Annotated in this window: 26 protein-coding genes; 12 read left to right on the forward strand and 14 right to left on the reverse strand. The window is 60.4% G+C overall.

Annotated elements, in window-relative coordinates; translation table 11 throughout:
* Window positions 1–4 precede the first annotated feature (4 nt).
* Genes ABFK29_RS01685 through ABFK29_RS01705 form a run of 5 tightly spaced genes read right to left on the reverse strand, consistent with a single transcriptional unit; the run spans window position 5 to window position 2,089 of the window.
* Window positions 5–718: a flagellar hook-basal body complex protein gene (locus tag ABFK29_RS01685; RefSeq protein WP_005858543.1), complete on the reverse strand. Its 714-nt coding sequence runs from the start codon at window positions 716–718 to the stop codon at window positions 5–7.
* Window position 719: 1 nt separating this feature from the next.
* Window positions 720–989, reverse strand: a complete 270-nt coding sequence (locus ABFK29_RS01690) for a flagellar biosynthetic protein FliQ (protein ID WP_005858545.1) — start codon at window positions 987–989, stop codon at window positions 720–722.
* A gap of 3 nt (window positions 990–992) precedes the next feature.
* Complete coding sequence (gene fliE / locus ABFK29_RS01695) at window positions 993–1,286, reverse strand: flagellar hook-basal body complex protein FliE (protein ID WP_005858547.1); 294 nt, start codon at window positions 1,284–1,286, stop codon at window positions 993–995.
* 23 nt (window positions 1,287–1,309) lie between these two features.
* Complete coding sequence (flgC, locus tag ABFK29_RS01700) at window positions 1,310–1,699, reverse strand: flagellar basal body rod protein FlgC (RefSeq protein ID WP_005858549.1); 390 nt, start codon at window positions 1,697–1,699, stop codon at window positions 1,310–1,312.
* 12 nt (window positions 1,700–1,711) lie between these two features.
* A complete protein-coding gene (locus tag ABFK29_RS01705) occupies window positions 1,712–2,089 on the reverse strand; it encodes a FlgB family protein (protein WP_005858551.1) in 378 nt (125 codons plus the stop codon).
* Between the two features lie 85 nt (window positions 2,090–2,174).
* Here ABFK29_RS01705 and ABFK29_RS01710 point away from each other — a divergent pair, with 85 nt between their 5' ends.
* Window positions 2,175–3,551, forward strand: coding sequence for a FliI/YscN family ATPase (locus ABFK29_RS01710; protein WP_005858552.1), 1,377 nt, complete (start codon window positions 2,175–2,177; stop codon window positions 3,549–3,551).
* Between the two features lie 13 nt (window positions 3,552–3,564).
* Here ABFK29_RS01710 and ABFK29_RS01715 read toward each other — a convergent pair whose 3' ends face one another.
* From ABFK29_RS01715 to ABFK29_RS01740, 6 genes are all read right to left on the reverse strand, one after another.
* Window positions 3,565–4,773 carry a DUF1217 domain-containing protein gene (locus ABFK29_RS01715; RefSeq protein ID WP_040604490.1) on the reverse strand — a complete coding sequence of 403 codons (1,209 nt, stop codon included), beginning with the start codon at window positions 4,771–4,773 and terminating at the stop codon, window positions 3,565–3,567.
* The gene (flbT, locus tag ABFK29_RS01720) at window positions 4,773–5,177 is read right to left on the reverse strand and encodes a flagellar biosynthesis repressor FlbT (protein ID WP_005858556.1); all 405 of its coding nucleotides are present in this window, start codon (window positions 5,175–5,177) and stop codon (window positions 4,773–4,775) included. The genes ABFK29_RS01715 and flbT overlap by 1 nt, the downstream gene beginning before the upstream one ends.
* The gene (gene flaF, locus ABFK29_RS01725) at window positions 5,174–5,551 is read right to left on the reverse strand and encodes a flagellar biosynthesis regulator FlaF (RefSeq protein ID WP_040604491.1); all 378 of its coding nucleotides are present in this window, start codon (window positions 5,549–5,551) and stop codon (window positions 5,174–5,176) included. The genes flbT and flaF overlap by 4 nt, the downstream gene beginning before the upstream one ends.
* 77 nt (window positions 5,552–5,628) lie before the next feature.
* Complete coding sequence (locus ABFK29_RS01730) at window positions 5,629–6,930, reverse strand: flagellin (protein ID WP_040604532.1); 1,302 nt, start codon at window positions 6,928–6,930, stop codon at window positions 5,629–5,631.
* A 197-nt stretch (window positions 6,931–7,127) separates the two neighbouring features.
* Window positions 7,128–7,475, reverse strand: a complete 348-nt coding sequence (locus tag ABFK29_RS01735) for a flagellar protein FlgN (protein ID WP_005858562.1) — start codon at window positions 7,473–7,475, stop codon at window positions 7,128–7,130.
* Window positions 7,468–7,737 carry a rod-binding protein gene (locus ABFK29_RS01740; protein WP_005858564.1) on the reverse strand — a complete coding sequence of 90 codons (270 nt, stop codon included), beginning with the start codon at window positions 7,735–7,737 and terminating at the stop codon, window positions 7,468–7,470. Before ABFK29_RS01740 ends, ABFK29_RS01735 begins: the two co-directional genes overlap by 8 nt.
* 111 nt (window positions 7,738–7,848) lie before the next feature.
* Here ABFK29_RS01740 and ABFK29_RS01745 point away from each other — a divergent pair, with 111 nt between their 5' ends.
* The 3 genes from ABFK29_RS01745 to ABFK29_RS01755 all read left to right on the forward strand — a co-directional run bounded on the left by ABFK29_RS01745 (window position 7,849) and on the right by ABFK29_RS01755 (window position 11,593).
* On the forward strand, window positions 7,849–10,398 hold the full coding sequence (locus ABFK29_RS01745) for a flagellar hook-length control protein FliK (RefSeq protein ID WP_157136458.1): 2,550 nt from the start codon (window positions 7,849–7,851) through the stop codon (window positions 10,396–10,398).
* Between the two features lie 6 nt (window positions 10,399–10,404).
* A complete protein-coding gene (locus ABFK29_RS01750; protein ID WP_040604492.1) occupies window positions 10,405–11,094 on the forward strand; it encodes a flagellar hook capping FlgD N-terminal domain-containing protein in 690 nt (229 codons plus the stop codon).
* A 301-nt stretch (window positions 11,095–11,395) separates the two neighbouring features.
* Complete coding sequence (locus ABFK29_RS01755) at window positions 11,396–11,593, forward strand: hypothetical protein (protein WP_005858570.1); 198 nt, start codon at window positions 11,396–11,398, stop codon at window positions 11,591–11,593.
* A 94-nt stretch (window positions 11,594–11,687) separates the two neighbouring features.
* On the opposite strand, the gene ubiB is transcribed toward ABFK29_RS01755, so the two are convergent.
* On the reverse strand, window positions 11,688–13,220 hold the full coding sequence (gene ubiB / locus ABFK29_RS01760) for a 2-polyprenylphenol 6-hydroxylase (protein WP_040604533.1): 1,533 nt from the start codon (window positions 13,218–13,220) through the stop codon (window positions 11,688–11,690).
* Window positions 13,217–13,969: a bifunctional demethylmenaquinone methyltransferase/2-methoxy-6-polyprenyl-1,4-benzoquinol methylase UbiE gene (gene ubiE / locus ABFK29_RS01765; RefSeq protein WP_005858574.1), complete on the reverse strand. Its 753-nt coding sequence runs from the start codon at window positions 13,967–13,969 to the stop codon at window positions 13,217–13,219. The genes ubiB and ubiE overlap by 4 nt, the downstream gene beginning before the upstream one ends.
* Window positions 13,970–14,193: 224 nt before the next feature.
* Between ubiE and mutM the strand changes: the two genes are divergently transcribed.
* The 7 genes from mutM to gyrB all read left to right on the forward strand — a co-directional run bounded on the left by mutM (window position 14,194) and on the right by gyrB (window position 23,191).
* The gene (gene mutM, locus ABFK29_RS01770; protein WP_005858576.1) at window positions 14,194–15,045 is read left to right on the forward strand and encodes a bifunctional DNA-formamidopyrimidine glycosylase/DNA-(apurinic or apyrimidinic site) lyase; all 852 of its coding nucleotides are present in this window, start codon (window positions 14,194–14,196) and stop codon (window positions 15,043–15,045) included.
* 66 nt (window positions 15,046–15,111) lie between these two features.
* Entirely contained in the window at window positions 15,112–15,888 is a 777-nt protein-coding gene (locus ABFK29_RS01775) for an enoyl-CoA hydratase (RefSeq protein ID WP_005858578.1), read from the forward strand.
* Window positions 15,889–16,094: 206 nt separating this feature from the next.
* The gene (gene rpsT, locus ABFK29_RS01780; RefSeq protein WP_005858580.1) at window positions 16,095–16,361 is read left to right on the forward strand and encodes a 30S ribosomal protein S20; all 267 of its coding nucleotides are present in this window, start codon (window positions 16,095–16,097) and stop codon (window positions 16,359–16,361) included.
* A gap of 479 nt (window positions 16,362–16,840) precedes the next feature.
* Window positions 16,841–18,220, forward strand: coding sequence for a chromosomal replication initiator protein DnaA (dnaA, locus tag ABFK29_RS01785; RefSeq protein WP_005858584.1), 1,380 nt, complete (start codon window positions 16,841–16,843; stop codon window positions 18,218–18,220).
* 172 nt (window positions 18,221–18,392) lie between these two features.
* A complete protein-coding gene (gene dnaN / locus ABFK29_RS01790; protein ID WP_005858586.1) occupies window positions 18,393–19,511 on the forward strand; it encodes a DNA polymerase III subunit beta in 1,119 nt (372 codons plus the stop codon).
* 82 nt (window positions 19,512–19,593) lie between these two features.
* A complete protein-coding gene (gene recF / locus ABFK29_RS01795; protein WP_005858588.1) occupies window positions 19,594–20,688 on the forward strand; it encodes a DNA replication/repair protein RecF in 1,095 nt (364 codons plus the stop codon).
* 85 nt (window positions 20,689–20,773) lie between these two features.
* A complete protein-coding gene (gene gyrB, locus ABFK29_RS01800) occupies window positions 20,774–23,191 on the forward strand; it encodes a DNA topoisomerase (ATP-hydrolyzing) subunit B (RefSeq protein ID WP_040604493.1) in 2,418 nt (805 codons plus the stop codon).
* Window positions 23,192–24,068: 877 nt separating this feature from the next.
* Here the strand turns inward: gyrB and ABFK29_RS01805 are convergent.
* Window positions 24,069–25,493, reverse strand: coding sequence for an FAD-binding oxidoreductase (locus tag ABFK29_RS01805; protein ID WP_005858594.1), 1,425 nt, complete (start codon window positions 25,491–25,493; stop codon window positions 24,069–24,071).
* A 48-nt stretch (window positions 25,494–25,541) separates the two neighbouring features.
* On the opposite strand from ABFK29_RS01805, the gene ABFK29_RS01810 reads away from it, so the two are divergent.
* A complete protein-coding gene (locus tag ABFK29_RS01810) occupies window positions 25,542–26,462 on the forward strand; it encodes a LysR family transcriptional regulator (RefSeq protein WP_005858596.1) in 921 nt (306 codons plus the stop codon).
* Window position 26,463: the final 1 nt, after the last annotated feature.

The raw sequence follows: 26,463 nt of genomic DNA on the forward strand, positions 1-26,463 counted from the left end.
GCTCCTATTTCATGAATGCCTTGATGGCATCTCTGATGCGTTCGTCTTCGCGTTCGGAAAAGCTCTGGCCCAGTTCGTAAGCGCGTTGGACTTCGACCATGCGGGCCAGTTGCAGGACCGTGTCGACGTTCGAGGCCTCGGTGAACCCCTGCATGACACGTGGGTTGTCCACAGGCTCGAACCCGGCCGTGGCGTCGAACAGTTGCGATCCTTCGCGGACCATCGCCAGTTCATCGACCGGCCGCACCACGCCGATCTGTCCGATAGGGCGTCCGCCCGTGCTGAGCGTGCCGTCCTGCGCGATGGCCAGGTCCGTGGCATCGGGGGGCACAAAGATCGGTGCTCCGCCTCCGTCCAGGACGGGGTTTCCGTCCGGCGTAACCAGCAGCCCCTCGGCACTGGGCGAAAACGCCCCGGCCCGGGTCAGACGTTCGCCATTTGGCGTGCCGACCAGGAAAAACCCTTCGCCTTCTATGGCAAGATCGTAGGCACTGCCCGTGGGTTCCAGTTCGCCCTGCGCAAAGGACGTCTTGTGAATACGTCCCGCCGCCATGGAGACCGAATCCAGCCGGTCCCCTTCAGACAGGTACTCGGAGAAGATCATGCCCTCCTGCCGGAAACCCGTTGTGTTGGCGTTGGCGATGTTGTTCGCGATGACCTGCATTTCACGCAGCAGGCTCGATTGGCGGCTTAGCGCGATGTAACCGGCGGTTTCCATGTCACCCTCCTGCGATGATCGGTAAGATGCGTTCCTGGAAGAACCCCACGAGCGTGTTGGTCATGAAGCTCATGGACATCCAGAATACCGCCACGATGGCGAGAAGCTTGGGCACGAAGGTCAGCGTCATCTCCTGGATAGAGGTCAGCGCCTGCAGAAGCCCGATTCCGACACCGGCGATCAATGCGGCGGCAAGGATCGGGACCGATGTGACGGCCGCGACCCAAAGGCCCATGCGCAGGGTGTCGAAGAAGACGGTTTCGTTCAGCACGGTTCAGACCGGCATCCGCAGGATTTCCTGGTAGGCTTCGACGACCTTGTCGCGGACGGCCACCACGGTCTCGACGGCTAGTTCCGACTGGGCGAGCGCCTCGACCAGTGCGTGCGGATCCGCATCGCCGGTCATCGCTTCCTGAGAGGTCTCCTCCGCCGCCCGGAGCTGTTGGACGAAATCTTCGGTCACCCGGGCAAAGTCGGCCTCCATCTTGGTCGGATCAGCGGAATCGGGCTCCATCGCGGGGCGCGAAGCGGCGTATTTCTGGGCTGCATAGAGCGAACGGACGTCCATTCTGGTCTCCTTTCACTGGGGGGTTAACGGCGCAGCAGGTCGAGAAGCGCACTCGACATCTGGCGCGTCTGGTCGAACATCTTGAGGTTGGCCTCGTACGACCGCTGTGCTTCGCGCGCGTCGGCCAATTCGATCATCAAATCGACGTTCGATCCGAGGTACTTTCCGGTCTCGTCCGCCAGGGGATGCGAAGGGTCGTAGACCTCTTCTAGAGGTGTACGCGACAGATCCATACGTCCTGGCTCTACCCGCGCCAGCGATGAATCTCCTCTCGTCACGGCGAAGTTGAGCTGTTTCCTGCGGTAACCCGGCGTATCGACGTTTGCGATATTCTCGGACACGACGCGCAGCCGTGCGGCTTGCGACGTCAGACCGCCGGAGGTGACGGACAGGGCGTCTGAAAAAGCGCTCATGAGGTTCTCCTGTTATCTGCGACCAAGGCTGGAGCGGAGGATGTTCAGATTGCTGCGATAGATCGCTAGGGCCCGGTCATGCTGACGCTTGGCGTTCACGGCAAACATCATCTCCTCTTCGACGGAGACCGTGTTGCCGTTCGGATCGGCCGGCGTGTCGCGCTCGGTGATCTCGGGGGCGTGCGAGGTGCTTCCGTTCAGGTGCCGTTCGCGCGTGGCCCGCTGCCCCGAGAGACCCTGGCGTACACTCGAACTGAATTCCGCGACCGCCTTGCTGTGGTAACCGGGTGTGTCGGCATTCGCCATATTCTGAGCGGAATACGCCTGTTGCACGCCCGCATGTCGTGCCATCGCCATCGCCGTTCTGAAGACGTCCAGATTTTGGAACATCGGGGATTCTCCCTCGATTTGTTTCAATCAAGGCTTAACCGTGATTCCTTTAGAAACGGTTTGCGGACCCTGAACGGAGCGTACGATGGATGAAGAGATCAGCGGCCTGCGCGCCCGGATCGCGCAGATGCAACCCGTGCGTGATGTCGGGCGGGTGACGGCTGTCGACGGCACGACGATCTGGGTCAGCGGTTTGTCGGAGGTGGCGAGTATCGGTGACCGGCTGCGCCTGTATCACGGCGCACACACACTTGGCGGAGAGGTTCTTCGCATTCGGAACGACCTTGTCGCCATGCTCCCGGACGAGGTCGCGGAAGGTGTGTCCAAGGGGGACCGTGTGGCGGTTCTGGGGCCGCCAACTCTTGCGCCCTGCGATAGCTGGATCGGGCGGGTCATCGATGCCTATGGTCAGCCCCTGGATGGGGCCCCGCTCGGCCCTGGACTTAAGCGTCGGCCGTTCCGGGCCAGTCCACCGCCGGCCGCAGCCAGGCGACGACTCGGTCCGCGCCTGTCAACCGGCCTGTCGGTGTTCGATACTCTCCTACCTATCGCCCAGGGGCAGAGGATTGGCCTTTTTGCGGGTTCCGGGGTCGGCAAATCGCGGCTTCTTGCGCAACTCGCACAGGGCATGCAGGCGGACGTCGTGGTCCTTGCGCTTGTCGGTGAGAGGGGGCGTGAAGTGCTCGATTTCGTCACCAAGGTGCTTGGACCCGAGGGCATGAAACGCAGTATTGTCGTCGCCGCGACATCCGACCGCTCGCCTTTGGAACGGCGCCGCTGCCCGCTTGCCGCCATGACGATTGCCGAGCATTTCCGTGATCAGGGCAAGCACGTGCTCTATATGGCCGATTCGATTACGCGCTTTGCCGAGGCGCACCGCGAGGTGGCCATCGCATCGGGCGAATTGCCCGCGCTGCGCGGCCATCCTCCGTCGGTTGCGCACCAGATCATGCGATTGGCCGAAAGGGCCGGATGCGGTGTCGACGGATCGGGTGATATTACCGCCGTTCTCAGCGTGCTCGTTGCCGGGTCGGATATGGAGGAACCTATCGCCGATATCCTGCGGGGCGTTCTCGACGGGCATGTGGTGCTGGATCGCCAAATCGCCGAACGTGGCCGGTTTCCGGCCATCGATTTGTTGCGCTCCGTTTCGCGAAGCTTGCCCGAAGCGGCGACCGAGCCGGAGAACGTGCTGATCGGGGATGTACGGCAACTGTTAGGTTCATACGCCCGGTCGGAAACAATGATCCGTGCTGGTCTCTATCGAGAGGGAGAGGACCCGATCCTGGATCAAGCGGTCCGTGCGTGGGCAGATCTCGATGATTTCCTGGCTGAGGCATCGCCGGCTGGTCCTCAGCGCGCGTTCCAGCGGCTCGAACTGATCCTGCGGCGCTCCCAATCCGCCAAGCTGCGCCGATCACCTGCGCCGCAACGCGGCCGCCCCGGTCTGCAGGCCCGCTAATGGCGGGCCGCCTTTACGTGCGCTGGTTCTGGATCGAAGACAATAGCGTCAAGGCAATCTGCTGAGACCCGAAGCCCGCGTTTGCCGCGACGTCGGATTGCAGCAGGTAGCTATATATGACTTTGTTGCGAATGGCCTCATCTTCAAGGTCCTTGAACTGCGTGATCCCAAAACGGCTGGCGGCTTTCTCCTTCATCATCTCCACCTGCTTGTCGATGTCGATCTGGCTGAAACTGCTAGGCAGGCCCAGAGCCGTCTGAAAAACCTCTCGCATGGTGGAATCACCCAACACGTTGAACCATTTCGTGTTTTCCGAGCCGGACAACCCTGCCAGCGCCGGGGCACCACGTTGGAAACTGAGCGCGGTGCCGATGGTTGGGTTTACCTCGTTCACTGCGTCCTCGAACGCTTGCCATTGGTAGTTGTCGATGATTTTGTCAGCAAACTCTTCTGTCCGGATTGCAGTCGTCGGTTCGGTGTCGAAGCCGAAGGCTTTGGTCATCGCAATCAGGCCCTTGTCGCCAAGGACGTTTGCCAAGGCACCTGGATTCGTTGCACCTTCTTCGAAGACGCGCTTCAAGAGGGTCTTGCTGTTTGTGCGCTCCTCGACCCCGAAAGCGGTAAGCGCCACCTTAAGAAGATCGTTGTCTTTCATCAGATCGTCGACGCTTGTGACTGATCCGATGGTTTCCCTGAAATATGTTTTCGTGGTTTCGAGGCCATCCAGGACGGTCGCTTCCAGCGTCTCGGCAGCGATGGGGTTGTTCGCGTATTCCGGTTCTTCCAAAAGGTCAGCCAAGTCGGAACGGATTCTTTTGTCGTATGACGCCAGTATGTCCCCGGCGAAGCCCTCTTCCTGGAAGGGAAAGTTGGTGGTTTCCTCGAAGCTGAACGCACGGGCGAGGGCGACGTATCGACCGTCCTTCAATTTGTTGGCCAAGGCGTCGTCGTTTTCCGCTCCTTCATTCAGAACACGTTTTATGAGATACGCGCTGTCGATCTGGTCACTCAGACCGAATGCTGCCAGCGCGACACTCAAAAGCCGCCGATCATTGACGAGGTCGTCGCCAGACGTGACGCCGCCGATCTTTTCCTTGAAGTATTCAGTGTCCCGAGCAAGGTAGGCACTGGCGTTGAAAGCCGTCCGCTGCTTGGACATCGTGGTCTGAAGGACCTGCCATCCGATCAGGCCGGATCCCGGGATCATGGGCGTGATAGGCATTATTTCGTACCCGTAGCCAAAAGCCTGTCCTCGCGTGGAATCAAGGCTCTCAACGCTTTGAGGCATTGGTAGAACTGGTCGCCCAGCAAGGCGTCCGTCGCCTGGGTCAGCAGTCGGCGACTGTCCGGATCAACGAGAATATGACTGAGCTCCTCGATCCTTGGCAGGAGCTGGGAACGTGCATCCTCTGGCTGGGCATCGCCGGTCAGGATCAGTTGCGCCGAATAGCACAAGCGGCGCACGGGTGTCCGGGCTTCGTCCGGATGCATCGCGTCCCTGAGACGCAGAACGTTGGCGTTGGGCGTGACGATGGACAGCCTGCTTCGCTTGTCACCGTTTTCAATGACGGCGCCGTTGATCAGGACCCTTTCTCTCGGGCCCAGCTTCAAGACCAGCCCGCTCATCGGTTTGTCCTCCGCCCGCTCAGTCCCTTCAGGATGGCGGCATTGATTTCGAGCAAGGGGGTGATCCGACCTTTGCGGGTCAGGACCTTGGACGTTTGCTGCTGGACGAACTCGGCGAGGTAAAAGATCCTGGCTCGCAGGTCTTGCGGCAAGGCATTGCCTTCGTCGGCCACGTCGATGGCAAGCGTGGTCCACAGCCTTTGATTGTCGGAGAGCGCCTCGACAAGTTTCGGATATGCCATTGGACCAGCTTCTGCTGCCGCTTTGATACGGTGTGTGACGCGTGCGATCAGCTCATATTCGGTGCCGCGCGGAGTCTGGGTAGTCCGGGCATTCTGAGCGTAGGCACGTAGCGCTTGGGTCTGGACGTTCACAGGACAACCTTCTGATCTAGAGGATCATTATTTTTGAATATCGGAGGCTGGAGCGGTCCAGCCTCCGAAAGCTCGTCTTACTGGAACAGCGACAGCAGCGACTGCGGCGCCTGGTTGGCGATCGACAGCGCCTGGACGCCCAGCTGTTGCTGGACCTGAAGGGCCTGCAGTCGCGCCGAGGCTTCTTCCATGTCTGCGTCGATCAGCGTGCCGATGCCTGATTTGAGCGCATCTGTCAGACCGGAGATGAAATCGGTCTGCGTTTCGATGCGGCCTTGCGCGGAACCGAAAGCAGAGGCCGAGTCGATGGCGATCTGGATCAGCCCTTCGATGTCCGTCAGAGCGGAATCCGCGCCGGTTTGCGTCGTCACGTCGATATCGCTGAGGGCCTCAAGCTTGCCACCGATAACCGTGGTCGCATCCGTGTCATACTGGTTGAGAGTGTACGAGAAGTTGTCGCCGGTCACTTGATGGCCCGTGAAAACGATCTCGTTGCCGTTTTGGACGACTGCCCCGACTGTGCCAATGTCGGTGCCCAGATCGGCGGTCGCGTAGCTGTTGAAGGCTGCGGCCAAGCCGGCGACAACTTCCGCCATCGTGTCGCCATCGCGAGCAACATAAGAAATGTCGTTGCGGTCCGTGGTTGCCGCCAGTCCGTTACCTGCGGTGCCGGTGATTGCGATGGAGAAACCGGTGCCTGCGACCACGGTGTCGGTCGATGCCGTTCCAAATGTCGTGGTTCCGGTCGGCGCCGTGGTGTTGTTACCGGTCATCACGAAAGCTGCGCCGTCACCGTCGCCGGTGACATCGTTGTTGGCGCCGGTCAGCGCGGTCAGGGTGGCGCCGATGCTGGACGATCCCGTGCCGAGATCCTGCTTGCGCACCGAAATGTCGGAAGCGGTCACACCGTCGCCGGACCGATCAAGCGACGAAAGAATGTTGATGATACCGGACCCTGCCGTGAGGCTGGTGTTCGACAGCAGGTTCAGGCCGTTGAACTGGGCCGCACCGACGACCGCCGCAATCTGGTCGCGCAATGCGCTGATGTCGTCCTGGATCTTGTCACGGTCGACGTTCTCCTCCTGCGCGGCGACGACCTTGCCTTTGATGTCGGTGAGCAGTTCAGAGACGGTTTCGGCTGCTTGGCGCGCCACGGAGACAGTCGATTGGCCGAGGTTCAGGCTGTCCGAGATACCCTTGAAGCCTTTGACGTCGGCTTCCATAACCTTGGAAATTGCCCAGACCGCCGAGTTGTCCTTTGCGGTGGATACACGTTTGCCGGTCGAGATCTGTTCCTGGGTCTGGGATAGCCGGGAGTTGATTGTTTTCAGGGTCTGCAGCGCGACCATCGCGCCATTGTTCGTCAGGATGCTAGACATGTTTTGTCCTTGCTGTTCAAAAGGCGCTTTGCGCCGGTTGCTTTTGCCGCGCACGGCATCTCTGACGTCTTTCTGACGCTTACAGCCCGAACCTTCCTCGGCCTGCGCCACCCTTTTCAGGTGCGCTGCCAAATTCGCCATTGAGTCCTAAAGGAGCGCTAAGACCTCCGACTCGTCTCTCGATAATTTGAGTAAACTCACGCGCGACGCTCCAGGCGCTGCACGTCCGGAGCGTCCAGGCTGTGCTTTTTCCCTTTAGAATCGTAGGTTTCCACGGATTTCCGAACGCGGTTGAGGTCACCCAGCCGAGCAGCGACGTTGCGAATTCCGGCCAGGGCCGCGTCGAACAACTCCTGGTTCCGGCGCAGGCCGTCACTTAGCGGCGCCACCGTCTGGCGGTCCAGCGGCAGATCATGCAAGGAACCGATAAGGCGCTGTTTCTCTTCCAGAAGCTCCGCAATCCGATCGAAGTCGCCATTGATGAGCGCCGTCCGCTCAGCATCGATCAACTCTTCCAGTTGTTGTGATAGTGTGCGCTCATCCATTGGCTCTCTCCTTCAGTGTCTCGAAGATCATTTCTGTAAGTCCCACCCCGCCAGTTGCCGCCATCCGTCGCGCCTGTTCGAGCCGCAACAGGGACGAAAACTGGTCCTCCCCCGCACCACCACCGAACCCTTCCGGTGTTTCCCCTACGCCGGCCGCCTTCAGCATTTCCGCCAGGAAGTTCGCTTCCAGCTCCAACGCGGCAGCACGAAGGTTCTGTTCGCTACCACGCGCGGAAAGAGGCAAGTCAGGTGTCAGTTCCATGGCCAATGTCTCCAATTCGACTCAGTTGGACCCTTCTGCCGCGAGTCCAGTAAAGAACTGGTAAGGATGTTGGCCGTACGTTCCAGTAGCGGAAGAACTCCCGGAGCTGTAATGATCATCCATCCGACGAACCAAACGGGCCCGAATGGGACTTCTGGACGCAATGGCCAGAATCAAAACACCAATCTTGAAAATCTTCTTACTCAGACTTTCGAAAATGAGTATCAGGCGGAAGCGGATGACCCTGTCGGGTCAAAAATTCGGATTGTTGATGAAGGCGTGAGAACCACACCCGCCAAATCAGGTACTCTCGAGGCAAACGTGAGTGATTCTGAAAGGTCTGACTCAGAGCATGTTGAAATTGAAGATTCGACAGAAATCGATCTTGACATTGATGCCTACCTTATCGAGGTGCCGAAAAAGCTCCCCCAAAAAACTGCGCGTTCAAAAACAGAGTTTGTGGATCTGATTGCTTCAAAACCCTTGACTGGCCAGGAGTTTTCAGACCAGTACAGCGGCACCTTTGAGGTCTCTTATGCGACGGGAAACGGCCACAAGCCGAGTTCTGAAAAGACGCTGGTCAATAATATGGACAGTTCCATCGATAAATATCAGTCAGAGTTTTTGTACGCCAGATCAATAGAAGATGGCAGGTCCGATAATACACACGATAGCGGGAAGGCAATTGAATCTGGACTTCAATTCAAACGCAAAGCGTTTGCATCCGAATCCAATATCAGAGCGGATCTCGGGGACAAAAACCAAACTCTCGTAGAGGATGTACGGACAGCCGAAGAAAAGGTGGAGTCATATTTCCATGACGAATTGAGGAAAGTAACTGATCTCAGAGAGAAAATTTCAGATCAAGACAGTATGATTGTGGAGGCAGGGTACATAGGACATACTTCCTCCTTCAATTCAAAAAATGAAGGGGCAGAAACGAGATTCTCTACCCGATCAATTTCTAATAGAGAAAACTGGAAAGTGGAAGAGAACCGTGGCGGTAAACGAGAGAGCGGCCAAAGTGCTTATCCAGTAAATTCGAATCTGGAGAAATTACCTTTGCAAACGGTCTCCCGAAGTTCAGGCATGGAAGACGCGGAAAACATAAGTCATATTAATAAAATGTCAGAAAGCGTGCCAAGTCGGCGCATCGTATCAAAAACCGCGGTGATCCCAAGGCATGAAGAATCAAAGGAACCACATCAGCCCTTTGGGTCGGTTCGCACCGCAAGAGATGGCGTGATTTCTACTGATATGTCCCTTGAGACGCCAATACTGCGAAATGAGCCAGCGGAGGAAGGAGGTTTCGTGGGCCTCACGAATGCCTCTTCTATAGACCGCAGTACAGGTGAATCGAGCGCATATCAAAAAAACGTTGTCAACGCCGAGGTTGCCGGCGTTGAAGCGATACTTCCCGGTCGAGCGGGATATGGAAGATCGGTTGACCGAGATGCTTCAAAAAGTAGGTTTGAGATTGGAAACGCCACACGTGGAATCGGCGCAAATGAAAAATTAGAACGCGATCCGAAGTTACCGAATGTTGTGATTCATAATGTCCAATTCCTAGAGAAAAGCCAAGACGTTACAGTAAAGAACGATTCCACTCCGCTGGAACGGACAACTCGCGGCGAGCCGGAAATTAGTAGTACTGGAGGTAAGGACTTCGATTACCAGAAAAAAATGCCTGCTGGCGATGTCGGGGTCTTGGATAGGGGAGACACAGCCGGTCTTAATATCGGGACCGAAACGTCGCTGAGTGTCCCCGCCGATCCTCTGCCGTCTCTGGATTCGAAGTTCTTTGATGTGCAGCCTAAACACAGAGAATGGCCAGTAAATTCCGTCGCGATCGATTCTCGGCCGATTCTTCAAAGCCAAACCGAAACGTTTAACCCGTTGAAAGCCGCAGCTCGAAATACCGTCTTCGAAAGCAGTTCCGTGCAGAAATCGGCACCTCTCGAGACAGTTGTCGTCCGTCAGGTGATGAAGATTGACGAGCGTGAAAACACTGTCACCCCGCGGGCCAGTGATGCCGATACTGATGGCAAAGCTACAATGGGCGAAATTTTTTACGCGTCTGCGCCTCGTCCTGCCGCCCGACCCAATTTTGAGCAGGCGCCCGGTATGGTTGGGAATCCCGCTGTCCTCTCACAGAATGTGCCGCATGACACTCCCGACGACGAGCCCAAAGGAAGCGATATTACCTTTGGAGGTTCGCAATCCGGCGGAACGATGCAGGCAACCCATGCCGGCGCACCTCAACACCAATCGATTCTCAGGTTCGACGGCAATGCAGTGATCCGGCAAGTAACGGAGGCATTTGCGCGTTTGAGCGACCAAACGGTCGAGCTTCGTCTGGCGCCGGAAGAGCTCGGCCGGATCCGAATGTATCTGCATTCCGGCGAGCACGGCATCGTGGTCAACATCCAGGCGGATCGGACAGAGACGTTGGACCTGATGCGGCGCCATGTCGATGAACTGGCGCGGAACCTGGCGGACGCAGGCTATGAAAATGCCGGGTTCACCTTTGGCGACGACCAGCGGCAGCGCGACACGTCCCTTGGAGATCCGTTGGATCTGGTTCCTGCCGTGGACGAAGAACTCGCGCCTCTGCCGAGCATTGAAACCGATGGGGCCGACGGCCTCGACATACGGATGTGAGGAAACATGGTTACAGTCTCTGATCCAGCGCCGCTTTATGGCAACCAATCGGGCCAGTCTGCCCAGAAGCAATCCGCCGAGCAGAATACCCGCGCCGTCCTGAGTTCCGACTTTGAGACTTTCCTCAAGATGTTGACCGTACAGGTCCAGAACCAGGATCCATTGAACCCCGTGGACTCGACAGAGTATGCGACGCAGCTGGCAACGTTCTCGTCGGTTGAACAGCAAGTGCAGACGAATGAACTGCTCCGCAACATCAGCGCAACCCTTGGGGGAAATTCGTTAAATGAGTTCGGCCGCTGGATTGGTATGGAAGGGTTGGTGCGGGCGCCTGCCATGTTCGACGGGGTTGCACCGGTGACGATCCGCCCCGACTTTTCTGAAGACGCGGACCGTGCTGTCCTCGTGGTGCGCGATGCTGCGGGAGAAGAGGTTCAGCGCTTTGATATCGACGTCGGCGAGGATGCCGTGGTCTGGGGTGGGCATGACAGCGAAGGCAACGCGCTGCCGGTGGGCGTCTACCGTTTCGATGTCGAGAGCTATATCGACAAGCGGTTTGACGGATCTACCATGGCACGTGTCTACAGCCGCATTGACGAAGTGCGGAACGACAACGGGACGGTCCTGCTGCGCTTCGCGGACGGGTCAGAGGCGACGTCGGAAGAGATCGGCGGACTGCGGCAGGCGCGGCCATGACGCACGGCGGGATGAAACTGATTCGAAAAACGGGTGTGGAGACGGGAGAGTCGTGGTCAGGACACAAACTGGGCAGTGCATCTTCAACGTGTATGCGTGTCCTGGTGCGATCAGCATTTTGCATGCGCGGAAAAAACATGCAAACGTGCCACACTGATTGCGCAAACCGGTGAATTTTGCAGGCGGCAAGGTGCCGTTCCGCGCACCTGCAGAATTTGCCATTTGATAGGCAGCATCGAAAACGCTACGTTGCCTTGAGTAGGGCGTACCGCGTCCATCATTCTGAGACTGGAGCATAGTCATGAAAAAGATCTCTACCATCGCGGCGGTCGTGGCCCTCGCAGCTTCCTTCAGCGCGCCGGCTTCTGCCCAACAGGCTGACCCGTTCGCATCCTCGCAGGTTTCCGCACTGACGCCGCTGTTCATCATCGGCGGTGTTGCCGCGACCATCGCGATCACTGCGGGTTCCAACGACGACTCCTCGACCGGCACCAATTAACGGACCGCGTCGACGATCAGGTCGATATAATCAAGAATAGGAGAACGGCGGCACATGTGCCGCCGTTTTTCTTTTGAAAATCTACCAAAATGACCTACCCGAAGAATGGGGCAAGCAGGATGACGGCGGCAGAAACCGCGGCGCCGCCTGAGGCCCAGAACACCCGAGCGGGCCATGGATTGCGCTGCGGTTCCGGTTCCGGCTGGGACTGTCGGATCAGGGCTGCCTCGACCAGCTTGGGAAGCCGCGGGCCGAACCGGGCCATCACCGCCGCCGTCTTCATCAGGTCCGACGCAGCCGCACGCGGGCCAATGGACTTTTTTATGTAGTCCTCGACAACCGGATGGGCGACGCGCCAGATATTCATGTGCGGATCGAGCGACCGGGCGACACCCTCCACAACCACCATGGTGCGCTGCAGCAGGATCAGTTCTGTCCTAGTCTCCATACCGAAGCGTTCGGTTACCTCGAACAGGTAGGCCAGCAGTTTCCCCATGGAGATGCGGGTCGCGTCCATGCCGAAGATCGGCTCTCCGACAGCGCGAAGCGCGCGGGCAAATTCGTCGATGTCACGGTCTGCAGGGACGTACCCCGCTTCGAAATGCACTTCGGCGACGCGTTTGTAGTCGCGCCGGATGAAACCGAAGAGAATCTCGGCGTAGACCCGGCGCGTGTATTCGTCGATATGCCCCATGATGCCGAAATCGTAGGCGATGATATCCCCGTTCGGGGCGACCTTCAGGTTGCCCTGGTGCATGTCGGCGTGAAAGAAGCCGTCGCGAAGCGCGTGGTTCAGGAAAAGTTCAAGCACCCGCCGGGAAAGTGCGACGCGGTCGTGGCCCATGGCATCGATCGCGGCGTTGTCGCCAAGGGGCACGCCTTCCGCCCAGCTCATCGTCATGACCCGGCGACCCGACAACATCCAATTGACCTGCGGCAGTTGGAAACCGGCGTCGTTCACCGTGTTGGCCGCAAACTCGCTTGCCGCGGCGGATTCAAGGCGCAGATCGAGTTCACCCATCACCACGCCTTCGAAATGCGCAATGACGTCGCGGGGTCGCAGACGACGGGACGACGGTGACAGGGTCTCGATCACCCAAGCCGCAAAATAGAACGCGTCGATGTCACGGCGGAACGCGCGTTCGATGCCGGGGCGCAGAACCTTGACGGCGACGCTTTCGCCGGTCTCCCGCAACGTGGCCTTGTGCACCTGCGCAATGGAGGCCGCGGCGACCGGCGCGCTGAATTCGGAAAACAGCTCGTCCACTGGCAGCCCGATCTCTGCGAGGATCTGTTCTTCGGCCGCTTCGACGGAGAACGGCGGCAACTTGTCCTGAAGGACGCGCAATTGCGTGGCCATTTCCGCGCCGACCACATCCGGTCGCGTGGAAAGAATCTGGCCGAACTTGATGTAGGCGGGGCCAAGCGCGCTCAGCGCGCGCACGGCGGGCGGCATCGACGGATCGCCTTCGTCGCCCAGCCATTTGAACGGCCAGCCGACAACGCGGGCGGCCACGCGCAGCGGCGCGGGCGCTTCGAAGGCATCCAGCACCACGCGCATCGCGCCGGTCCGTTCAAGCGTCGCACCCGTCTGGATCAGACGCCAGATATTGTGGGGCCCCCTCAAAGTTTCCAACCCGAATGCAGGCTGGCCACGCCCATGGTGAGGTTCCGGTACTTGGCGTTGCCGAAGCCTGCCGTCCGTACCATCCCGAGGAAGGTTTCCTGGTCGGGGAATTTCCGTATGGATTCGACGAGGTACTGGTAGGAGTCGCGGTCTCCGGCAATCACCTGTCCCATGCGTGGGATGATGTGGAACGAGTAGAGGTCATACGCCCATTGCATCAGCTCGTTGGGAATCTGCGAAAACTCCAGGACCATCAGGCGACCGCCCGGGCGAAGTACACGGTAAGCCTCGTTGAGGGCCTCCTGCGGTCGGGTGACGTTCCGGATGCCGAAGGAGATAGTGTAGACGTCGAAACTGTTGTCCGGGAACGGCAGCTTCATCGCATCGCCAACCACCCAGTCGAGTTGCTCGCCCAGCGACGCGGCCTCTGCACGCTTGCGTCCTTCGACCAGCATAGGTTCCGTCAGGTCGAGCACCGTCGCGTGCCCGCCACCCGCACGTTTCAGGTAACGGAAGGAAATGTCGCCAGTGCCCCCCGCCACGTCCAGCAGTTTCGTACCGCGGCGCGGCGCAAGCCAGTCCATCATCGCATCTTTCCAGACGCGGTGTATGCCGAAAGACATGGCGTCGTTCATGACATCATATTTGGACGCGACAGAACGGAAAACCCCCTGGACACGCCCTGCCTTCTCGTCCTCGGGCACTTCAGAGAAGCCGAAATGGGTGGTTTTTCCGCTATTTTCGTTCATGCGAGGCGTCCTTTCGTGTGGCAGAGACTTATAGGGCGTGGGCATCGCTCTGCAATGCGGCGCGTTGCATGGGGTCGCCGGAATTGAAGTACCGCCAACGCGAGGGAAGTATGCGTCGAGGTGGTCACGATCAAGGCGCCGGGTCGTCGCACAGGCCAGCGCATGCGCTTTACGGGAGGCCGGCCGCTGACTACATGTCGGCTTCACCTCCGCGGAGATGCGCAATGCCCGAACTGCCCGAAGTAGAAACCGTGCGCCGCGGTTTGGCCCCTGTCATGGAAGGACAGGTCATCGCTCACGCGCAAGTCAACCGGCCGGACCTTCGTTGGCCTTTCCCCGAAAGGATGGCCCAGCGGTTGACGGGTGCGCATGTCCTGCAGCTAAGGCGGCGGTCGAAGTATATCCTCGCGGACCTTTCGACGGACGAAACTCTGCTGATCCATCTAGGCATGTCGGGTCGGATGCTGGTGTCCGGCGATCCCCTGGGCCAGTTCGTCCATGATCACCCGATGCCCGAGAAACACGACCACGTCGTGTTCGACATGGACAACGGCGCCCGCGTCACCTTCAACGATCCGCGCCGTTTCGGGGCCATGGACCTGATGTCCACCCGGGCTGTCGATGCGCACCCGCTGCTGGCCAGGATCGGGCCGGAACCGTTGGGAAATGCGTTCACCGAATCCCACCTTGTCGAGCGACTCAAGGGGCGCAACACGCCGATCAAATCCGCGCTTCTCGACCAGAAGATAGTCGCTGGGCTGGGCAACATCTATGTCTGCGAGGCTCTGTTCCGCAGCGGCATCCATCCGGCGCGACGTTGTGTCCGCATCTCTGCAGCACGGATTTCGACGCTGGTTCCGATCGTCCGCGACGTGCTTGAAGATGCTATTGCGGCGGGCGGCTCGTCGCTCCGAGATTTTCGCCAAGCCGATGGAGAACTTGGATATTTCCAGCACAGCTTCGACGTGTACGGGCGTGAGGGGGCGCCGTGCAAGGCGCCCGGCTGCACCGGCACGATCCACCGCATCGTGCAGTCGGGACGGTCGTCTTTCTTCTGCCCGAAGTGCCAAAGATAAGCTTGATCGTCTTCGCCGAAGTGTTAAGGCTTGGCCTCTGACGGAACCGGACGGAGCCCTATTCTCATGGCCTATGAGACGATCATCGTCGAAGTAGAAGACCACGTCGCCACCATCAGACTCAATCGACCGGACGCCCTGAACGCGCTCAACTCCGAGCTGTTGGGAGAGGTTTGCCAGGCGCTGAAAGAGGCTGACGGCAATGACAAGGTGCGCTGCATCATCATCACCGGTTCGCAGAAGGCCTTTGCCGCCGGTGCCGACATCAAGGAAATGTCCGACAAAAGCTATGTCGACATGTTCATGTCGGATTTTTTCGGCACGGAAGGCGGCACAATCGGACGCACCCGCAAGCCGATCATCGCCGCTGTCGCCGGATATGCGCTGGGTGGCGGTTGCGAGCTGGCGATGATGTGCGACTTCATCATCGCGGCGGACAACGCAAAGTTCGGCCAGCCGGAGATCAACCTGGGCGTCATTCCCGGCCTTGGCGGAACGCAGCGCCTGACGCGTTTTGTCGGCAAGTCGAAGGCCATGGACATGGCGCTGACCGGCCGGTTCATGGACGCGGAAGAAGCAGAGCGTTCCGGACTGGTCAGCCGTGTTGTCCCGGCAAAGCAGCTGATGGAAGAGGCCCGCGCGGCGGCAGAGAAAATCGCAGAGAAGTCGATGATCTCGACCATCGCCTGCAAGGAAGCGGTCAACATCTCTTACGAAACGACACTGTCGCAGGGTCTTTTGTTCGAACGGCGCGCGTTCCATGCGTTGTTCAACACAGAGGACCAGAAGGAAGGCATGGGCGCATTCATGGAGAAGCGCTCGGCCCAGTTCCGGGACCGCTGACCCGGGGCCACGTCGGATCGCACCGATTCCGGCATGCGTCTGAACGTGATGCTTGCCGAAACCGGGCGCCTGCTGTATAGGCGCCCGTCATACATGCGCGTGATGCCCGCTCAGGCAAGAATCGGTCCCGCAATCCGTTCGGGTCTGGAGAGGCATTGCGTCGTCACAGAAAACTCGAACCGATACTACGAACAGGACCGATCATCATGGCAAACACACCCCAGTCCAAGAAGCGCGCGCGTCAGTCTGAAAAGCGTTTCGCTGTCAACAAGGCACGTCGCTCGCGCATCCGGACCTTCATCCGCAAGGTCGAAGAAGCGATCGCATCCGGCGATCAGGCCGCGGCTCAGGAAGCTCTCAAAGTGGCTCAGCCGGAACTGATGCGCGGCGTAACCAAGGGCGTGTTCCACAAGAACACCGCTTCTCGCAAAATGTCGCGCCTTGCGGCGCGCGTGAAGGCGGTCGGCGCCTGAAACGCCTTAAGATCCAATGACATGTTTACGAAAAGCGCCCTTTTTTGGGGCGCTTTTTTGCGTTTTCAAGGTGTTGCACGAACGCCAGATTCTTTTTCGGGATTCACCGAGTCAAGCTACAAGATCGGTTGCCGGAAACTGACGAAGGTTGGTAATTTCACCGGGCGAGTCACGTCGCAATGGGGGGACAAGGCTGCCAGCCCACGCATTCATTGGGGAAAGCGGGGCAAACTTGTCGGGGCACATACGTGCCTTTGATGATGTTCAGGGGAAACCCTGGCCATGTCCATGAAACAGACCGGGTCAATGGACCTGCGCACCGAAGGGACATCGGGCGCGGGAAGCCGTGGATCGTCGGAGCAGTTGCTCCACACCTCGAACCTTACGGGTTTCGAGCGGGCTGTTTTGTTCCTCATCGCCCGTGACCGCGTCCGTCGGCAGGCGGAGAGCAGGAACGGAACTGAGGACACAGTTGGCGGATGAAAAAAGAACAATGGGGCGCCCTCCAAGAGCAGATTTGCAAGACGATCGGTCAGAACAACTACAAGACCTGGATCCAACCTTTGCGTTTCCGAGGCATCACGGCTGACGGAATCGTCACGCTTCAGGCACCGACGAACTTCTTCGGGACGTATGTCTCCCAGAACTTCGGCGACATGCTTCTGGCACAGATATCGACGGTGGAACCGTCGGCGCGTCGGTTGGCGTTCCAGGCGGGAATCCTGGACGACTCCAGCGAAGACGCCGAGGAAAAGGCCAAGCCGCTGAACATTCCCGAAGCGGAACAGGCGCCGGTCACGTCTTCCCGCGACCAGCAACTGCCGGGCGCGCCGCTGGACATGCGCTTCACCTTCGACACCTTCGTGGTCGGCAAGCCGAACGAACTGGCGCATGCTGCCGCGCGCCGCGTCGCCGAAGGCGGCCCGGTGACGTTCAACCCGCTGTTCCTGTACGGTGGTGTCGGCCTCGGCAAGACGCACCTGATGCACGCCATCGCGTGGGAGTTGTCTCAGCGCAATCCGGGGCTGACGGTGCTGTACCTCTCGGCGGAACAGTTCATGTACCGTTTCGTGCAGGCGCTGCGCGAACGGAAGATGATGGACTTCAAGGAAATGTTCAGGTCCGTCGACGTGCTCATGGTCGACGACGTGCAGTTCATCGCCGGCAAGGATTCCACGCAGGAAGAGTTCTTCCACACGTTCAACGCGCTGGTCGATCAGAACAAGCAGATCATCATCTCCGCCGACCGTGCCCCGGACGAAATCAAGGACCTGGAGAACCGCATCCGTTCCCGCCTTCAGTCCGGTCTGGTCGTCGACTTGCACCCGACCGACTACGAGCTTCGCCTCGGCATCCTGCAGTCGAAAGTCGAGGTTTATCGCGGTATGCACCCGGGCTTGCAGATCGACGATGGCGTTCTGGAATTCCTCGCGCATCGCATCTCGACCAACGTGCGGGTGCTTGAAGGCGCGCTGACCCGTCTGTTCGCCTTCGCCTCGCTGGTCGGCAAGCCGATCAACATGGACCTGGTGCAGGATAGCCTCGCCGACGTGCTGCGCGCCTCCGAGCGGAAGATTTCCATAGACGAGATCCAGCGCAAGGTGGCCGAGCACTACAACATCCGTCTGTCGGACATGATCGGGCCGAAGCGGGTCCGCAACTTTGCCCGCCCGCGGCAGGTGGCGATGTACCTGTGCAAGCAGCTTACGTCGCGGTCGCTTCCGGAGATCGGGCGGCGGTTCGGCGGGCGCGACCACACCACCGTGATGCACGGCGTGCGGCGGATCGAGGAACTGCGCCAGCAGGATGGCCAGATCGACGAAGACGTGGAGATGCTGCGCCGCGCTCTCGAAGCGTGATCCGGGGCATCCTGAGTCTGCCTCACAACACTTGGAGCCGTGGCATGCCGTTTCGGGGCGGCGTGCCTTGACGACCCCGGAATTCCAACAGACAAATGGCGAAAACCGGCTTGGAGCGGGGTCCGCTCCGCGCTAACGTGCGCGTCCGGACTGGCGGAGAGGGTGTAGTGCGATGAAGATCAGCATGGAACGGGCGACGCTGTTGCGCGCGGTCGCGCAGGCGCAATCGGTCGTGGAGCGGCGCAACACGATCCCGATCCTGGCTAACGTCCTGATCGAAGCGGAAGGCGAAACGGTCACGTTCCGCGCCACGGATCTCGACATCGAGGTGCTTGACAAGGCCGAAGCACAGGTCGAGAAGCCAGGCGGCACAACAGTGTCCGCCGTCACCCTGCACGAAATCGTTCGCAAGCTGCCAGACGGCGCGCTTGTCGTCCTCGCCGAAGAGCCGGGCACAGGTCGCCTGACCGTCTCGGCGGGCCGCTCGAACTTCAATCTCGCGACCCTGCCGAAAGAGGATTTCCCGGTCATGGCGTCGTCCGAATACGGGTCGAACTTCACCGCCAAGGCCGAAGTCCTTCGGCGCCTGTTCGACAAGTCGAAGTTCGCGATTTCGACCGAGGAAACGCGTTACTACCTGAACGGCGTGTACATGCACGTGGCCGACGGCGATGGCGGGCAGGCCCTGCGCTGCGTGGCGACCGACGGTCACAGGCTGGCCCGCATCGACGCGCCGCTGCCGGACGGGGCGGCGGACATGCCCGGCGTCATCGTGCCGCGCAAGACCGTGGGCGAAATGCGCAAGCTTCTGGATGAGGACGATATGGACATCGCCGTTTCGGTGTCCGAGACCAAGGTCCGTTTCGCGACGCCCGATATCACGCTGACCTCGAAGGTCATCGACGGCACGTTCCCCGACTACACGCGTGTCATTCCGCAGGGCAACACCCGCAAGCTGGAAGTCGATGCGTCCGAGTTCGCCAAGGCGGTCGACCGAGTGGCCACCGTCTCGTCTGAGCGATCGCGCGCCGTCAAGCTGCAGCTTGACGAGGATCGGCTCGTTCTGTCGGTCAACGCCCCCGACAGCGGCGCAGCAGAGGAAGAGCTGGCGGTTGCCTATGGCGACGAGCGGCTGGAGATCGGCTTTAACGCGAAATACCTGCTGGAGATCGCTAGTCAGGTGGATCGCGAGAACGCGGTATTCATGTTCAACTCGTCCGGCGACCCGACTCTGATGCGGGAAGGCAACGACACCAGCGCTGTCTACGTGGTTATGCCGATGCGCGTGTGACCCGGAGAGCGCAGGTTTTTCACCGAGAACTCGCGACCTCTGCCGGGAGCATCGCCACCGTGGCGCAGTCTGGGGCGCATCCGTGTACCTGTCGCACCTGACGCTGTCGCATTTCCGGTCGCACAAGCGAGTGGCAATCGACGTCGACCTGCGCCCTGTTGCGATTTGGGGGCCGAACGGCTCCGGCAAGACGAACCTTATCGAGGCGGTCTCTCTTTTCTCGCCCGGGCGGGGACTGCGCCGCGCGTCGGCGCAGGACATGGCGCGCCGACCGGAATCGCTGGGCTGGAAGATCACCGGCGCGCTGGAAGGCCCGCAGGGCGCCCACGAAATCGCATTCACCTCGGAAGGCGGCGGCGCGCGCGCCGTTCGCATAGATGACAAGCCAGCCAGCCAGGTTGCACTCGGCCGGATCGCCCGTGCCGTCTGGCTGATTCCGGCGATGGATCGGCTGTGGATCGAAGGGGCAGAAGGGCGGAGGCGGTTCCTCGACCGGATCGCCCTGTCATTCTTTCCCGATCACGCGCAGGCCGCGCTCGACTACGAAAAGGCGATGCGAGAGCGTAACCGGCTCCTGAAGGACATGGTGCGCGACCCACATTGGTACACAGCTCTGGAACGCCAGATGGCCGAGGCGGGTGCCGCCCTGCACGTCAACCGGCTGGCGGCCCTCGACCGGATCGCAGAGGCGCAGGACGGCGCGGAAACGCGGTTTCCGGCTGCGACTCTCGACCTGGTGCATGGCGACGGCGAGATGCCTGGGTCCGCCGCCGAACTGCGCATCGCGCTGGAGGAGAGCCGCAAACGCGACCTCGCTGCGGGGCGTACACTGGTCGGCCCCCACCGCGCCGACCTGATCGGCACTTTTGCCGAGAAGGGTGTACTTGCTGCGGACTGTTCAACAGGCGAGCAAAAGGCGCTGCTGATCTCGCTCATCCTGTCGAACGCCCGGGCACTGGCAGCGGACGAAGGGCATCCGCCGATCCTGCTGCTGGACGAAGTCGCCGCACATCTCGACGCGGGCCGCCGCGCCGCCCTGTTCGACGAGATTTGCGCCCTTGGCGCGCAGGCGTGGATGACCGGGACGGGACCGGAACTTTTCGCGGAACTGGGCGACAGGGCGCAGGCGTTAGAGGTCTCTGACGGACCCTCCGGATCCGTAGTTTCAAAACCCTGAACTTTATACCAAATCTTGTGTCTGAGACGTGACAATCCCGGCCCCGGAGTCTATAAATCGGGGCAAAATAACAAGGGAAATGGGCATGTCCGACCAGCCGAGCGAAGCATACGAATACGGCGCCGATTCCATCAAGGTTCTCAAGGGCTTGGAAGCGGTCCGCAAGCGTCCCGGCATGTACATCGGCGACACGGATGACGGTTCGGGTCTGCACCACATGGTTTACGAGGTCGTGGACAACGGCATCGACGAGGCTTTGGCCAAACACGCGGACTACGTTCACGTGAAGATCCACGCGGATTCCAGTGTGTCCGTGCGCGACAACGGGCGCGGTATTCCCACCGATATCCACGCCGAAGAAGGCGTCTCTGCCGCCGAAGTCATCATGACCCAGCTGCACGCGGGCGGTAAGTTCGATCAGAACTCCTACAAGGTGTCGGGCGGTCTGCACGGCGTGGGCGTCTCGGTCGTGAACGCGCTTTCGGTCTGGCTGGAGCTGCGCATCTGGCGCAACGGCAAGGAACACTACGCCAAGTTCGAGCATGGCGAGACCTCGGAACACCTGCGCGTCGTAGGCGATGCCGAGGGCGAGCAGGGGACAGAGGTGCGTTTCCTTGCGTCCACGGACACCTTCTCCAACCTCGACTACGATTTCCACACGCTGGAAAAGCGCCTGCGCGAACTGGCGTTCCTGAACTCCGGCGTGCGGATCATCCTCGATGACGATCGTCCCGCGGAACCGCTGCACATCGAGTTGCACTACGAGGGCGGGGTGCGTGAATTCGTCAAGTATCTCGACCGGTCGAAGCAGGCCGTCATGCCGGACCCGATTTACATGGAGGGCGAGAAGGACGGCATCGGTGTCGAAGTGGCGATGTGGTGGAACGACAGCTACCACGAGAACGTCCTGCCCTTTACAAACAACATCCCGCAGCGCGACGGCGGCACGCACTTGGCCGGCTTCCGGGGCGCGCTGACCCGTCAGTTGCAGAAATACGCGCAGGAAAGCGGAATTGCGAAGCGGGAGAAGATCAACTTCACCGGCGATGACGCCCGCGAAGGGCTGACCGCTGTCCTGTCCGTGAAGGTGCCCGATCCAAAGTTCTCCAGCCAAACCAAGGACAAGCTGGTGTCGTCGGAGGTTCGCCCGGCGGTGGAATCCCTGATGAACGAGAAACTGGGCGAGTGGTTCGAGGAGAATCCGAACGAAGCCAAGCAGATCACCGGCAAGATCATCGAGGCCGCCATGGCCCGTGAAGCTGCCCGCAAGGCGCGGGAACTGACCCGCCGCAAGACGGCGATGGACGTCTCGTTCAATGCCGCCAAGCTGAAGGATTGTTCGGAGAAGGACGCCTCAAAGACCGAACTCTTTCTGGTCGAGGGTGACTCCGCCGGCGGCTCTGCCCAGACAGGGCGAGATCGGCGGACGCAAGCCATCCTGCCCCTGCGCGGCAAGATCCTGAACGTGGAACGTGCCCGGTTCGACCGGATGCTCGGCAGCCAGGAAATCGGCAACCTTGTGATGGCGCTTGGAACCGGGATCGGCCGGGACGAATTCAACATCTCCAAGCTGCGCTACCACAAGATCATCATCATGACCGACGCGGACGTGGACGGTGCCCACATCCGCACGCTTCTGCTTACGTTCTTCTATCGCCAGATGCCGGAACTCATCGAAGGGGGGTATCTCTACATCGCGCAGCCGCCGCTTTACAAAGTCGCGCGCGGAAAGTCGGAGGTCTACCTGAAGGACCAAACCGCGCTTGAGGACTACCTCATCCAGCAAGGCATCGAGAACGCACAGCTTTTTCAGGGCAACGGCGAAGTGATCGTCGGTCAGGATCTCGTGCGCGTGGTGGAGGAAGCCCGCCAGTTGAAGCGTGTCCTTGACGCTTTCCCGACGCACTACCCGCGACACATCCTCGAACAGGCTGCCATTGCCGGGGCATTCGTGCCGGGTGCGGTGGATTCCGACCTGCAGGGCGTGGCCGACAAGGTGGCCGCACGTCTCGACCTTGTGGCCCTCGAGTATGAGCGCGGCTGGATCGGCCGGATCACGCAGGACAAAGGGGTCCGTCTCGCCCGTATCCTGCGCGGCGTCGAGGAGGTGCGGACACTCGACGGCCCGATGCTGCGCTCCGGCGAAGCGCGGCGGACCGGCACCCTGACCGAGAGCCTGCAAGCCGTCTACGGAAGCCCTGCGACGCTTGAGCGCAAGGACCGCAGACAGCTGATCCATGGCCCGCTCGAACTTCTCAAGGCGATCTTGGAAGAGGGCGAAAAGGGACTGTCGCTGCAACGGTACAAGGGACTGGGCGAAATGAACCCCGATCAGTTGTGGGAAACCACGCTGGACCCGAACGCCAGAACGCTGCTGCAGGTCACGATCGACGACATGACTGAAGCTGACGATCTGTTCACCAAGTTGATGGGCGACGTGGTAGAACCGCGCCGCGACTTCATCCAGCAGAACGCGCTGTCAGTGGAGAATCTGGACTTCTGAGCGGGTGTAGGCGCGCGCGTAGTTTTTGCGGTGTGCATAGTTTTTCGCGTGACCGGGTCGGAGCGTGACAGCGTTTCCTATGTCTTTCAGATGGTTATTTTGAAATCTTGGCCGTTGCGATTTTTTGGACTGCTTCGCGCAGGCGCGTAGGACAGCGTCTGCAAAACGAAAGAGCTTTGCCTTTCTGCCTCGGTTGATGTGTATTGAACATCAACCGAGGCAGCGGCCTACTTCTCAGCAGGATGAACTTGAGCTTCGGCTCAGCGTTAAAAACCGGCTTGGCGACCGCAGGGAGCGCACGTAACCCTCAATTGCGGCCGCGGTCTTGATTTGACTGGATTTTATGTGCCTCATTCCCGAGTTCGCGAAAGAGGTGCCTGATGCCAGACTTGGACCCCAATATTGCGTTTCTGATCGCCATCCTAATAGTCCTGATCGTATTCCCTGCCTTTGGGCGAACGATCTGACTGCAAGAAACTGCCCTACGCGGTCATCCAGTGCGATCGACAGCGCTTCACCACAGCTCCACCGAAGCCACTATTCGCTGCGTTTGCGAACCCGGTCGAGGGCGGAAGGTCCCGAACGCGGGACCAAGCCGCCGCTAGCTTCGAATGCGCGATTTCATTGCGGCTGCGAAGGCCCATGGGTCGCCAGTGGGGGCCGTGCTGTTGCAGCAGCCAATGTGGTAGCCTTCGCATTGCCTCAAAGCGGACCCACATTTTCAAGGAAGATAAAGGAAATCGTTTACCGGCTACTTCGATCCGACTTAGGCCACAAGATCACCTCCCACCCTCGCGGTGGCGTAGTCCGTCGCGAGGACCTGATATGCTGCCTGCACGCCATCTGTCGCGCCATATGTGTGGCGGCTATCTCGTCTTCAGATCTCCGTATCCCGAAACAGAACGGATGGGTTGAGGATGCCAAGCGGGTCCATTTGAGTCTTGAGGCCGCGCATGAGCGCAAGTTCCTCCGGCGTGCGGCAATGGCCCAACCAGCGTGCCTTGATCCGGCCGACCCCATGCTCCGCGGTGACCGCCCCCTGCCAATCCCGCAGCAAGCCATAGATCGCGGCCTCGATCCGCTCTTCCGCTGCGGCACTGCCGTCATGCGCCACGAGCAGATGGACGTTGCCGTCCCCGACGTGCCCCACTTTTAACACTCCGACAGCCTCGGGCAGCTCGGCAAGAACCGAATCGGCGGCGTCACAGAAGTTGCCCAGGGCCGACGGCGACACGCCGATGTCAAAGTTGATGTGGTGCCCGAAGTCGTCATCGACTTCTCCAACTGCTTCGCGCACGGACCAAAGCGCGCGCATCTCTGCCAGGGACTTGGCCAGCACACCGTCCTCGAACACACCTCGCTCGAAAAGGTCCGCGAAGAACGCTTCAAGCTCCTCCTCGGTCTGCGTCGAGGCCGCTTCGATCTCCACCAGCAGATAGAACCCGTGCTGCCCCGCCAACGGCGCAGTTGCCAGGGCGGTCTGGTGGCAGACGAAGTTCCAGTAATCGGGCCACATTCCCTCGAAGGCCCTGATCCGCGAGCCGAACCGCTGGCGCGCCGCGGTGAGGCACACCAGCGCGGAGGCGTGGTCCGGCAGCGCAAAGAGCGCCAAGGCGCTTTGCGGAACGTGGCGGCGCAGTTGCAGTACAGCCTTGGTGACTACGCCAAGCGTGCCCTCGGAGCCGATGAAGAGCTGTTTAAGGTCGAAACCGGAGTTATCCTTGACCGTCTTTCCGAGCCGGGACACCACAGACCCGTCCGCCAGAACCGCCTCGAGCCCCAGAACGTTGGGCCGCGTCATGCCGTGCTGCAAAACGCGAATACCGCCCGCGTTGGTCGCAATGGTGCCGCCAATGGTGGCCGTGCCGCGTGCCCCGATGTCGACCGGATAGTCGAGGTCGGCAGCCCGCGCCGCCTCCTGCACCGCTTCAAGCGGGGTGCCGGCCCAAGCCGTGAGGGTCATCGCCTCGCGGTCGACCTCGACGACGCCCGACATGCGCTCGGTCGACAGAACGACCGCATCCTGCGGGCTGCAGGCCCCGCCCGAAAGTCCGGTGCGCCCGCCCTGCGGCACCACACCGATGCGGTGACGGCTGCAGATCGCAAGAACGCGCGACACCTCTTCGGTGCTTGCCGGACGCAGCACGGCAACCGGTGTGTCGCCCACAAGGCCGGACTGGTCCGAGGCATAGCGCGCCCGGTCGCCGGCCTGCGTAAAGATGCCTTTCGGACCAAGCACTTCGGCCAGCTCGGTCACCGCGCCCGCCAGCGCACTGTCAGGTTGAATGCCGGTTCGGTCCATCTATGATGCGCTCCTTGACGTTTGACTGTTCGATCGCGGGAGACCCCGATGCCACCCAGCAAGATCCTCGGGCGCCTGCCCGGGTTGAGGCATTTCATCGAAGTCGCCCAGCTCGGGTCGTTCCGCGAGGCGGCGGACAAGATGCACGTGGCCCCCTCGGCGGTAAGCAAGCAGATCAAGAACCTCGAACTTGCGCTTGGCGTCGAACTGTTCCGTCGCGACCGGGGCCGCGCCGGGCTCGAGCTGACCGAGGCCGGCGAGATCCTGCTGTTTCGCTGCGCTTCGGTGGTCAACGAGCTGACCATCGCACAGGACGAGATCCACCAGCTTCAGGGCCTGCAGCGCGGGCACCTGCGGCTGGGCGTCAACGAGGTGCTCGCCTCGGACCTTCTGCCCGGCATCCTGCGAGACATGGGCTACAACCACCCCGGGCTCAAGTTCACCATCATCGTCGAGAACACCCGCGAGATCGTCACGCGGATGCAGGACGGCGATATCGACATCGCGCTTGGCTACAACTTTCCGCCCTCGCCCGAGATAGAGATACTGGCGACGCTCAAGCGGCGCACCTATGTGGTCACCTCGCTGGACCATCCGCTGGCACGGCTGCGCAGCGTCCGTCTCCAGGAAATCGACGGCGAAAAGATGATCTTTCCCGACACGTCGATCCCGATGCGCCAGCTGCTCGAGGACGCGCTGATGCAAAGCGGTGTCAGCGTCCGCGAGGTGATGGACACCAACAGCTTTACCCTGCTGCGGCAAATGGTCGAAAGCGGCATCGGCATCGGCATCGTCTTTGGGCGCTTCCTGCAGATCCGCCGCGAGAAAATCGCCTTCGTCGAACTCAAGGCTCTGCCCTTCGACAGCCCGCCGGTGGCCTGCTGCCGCATGGCCGGACGCACGCCGACCGCCTCTTCGGTGGCCTTTGCCGCCGCGATCAAGACGCTCTTTGCCAATTACGGGGGCTAGG

Origin of the sequence: Sagittula stellata E-37 (assembly GCF_039724765.1) — a bacterium.
Taxonomy (GTDB): domain Bacteria; phylum Pseudomonadota; class Alphaproteobacteria; order Rhodobacterales; family Rhodobacteraceae; genus Sagittula; species Sagittula stellata.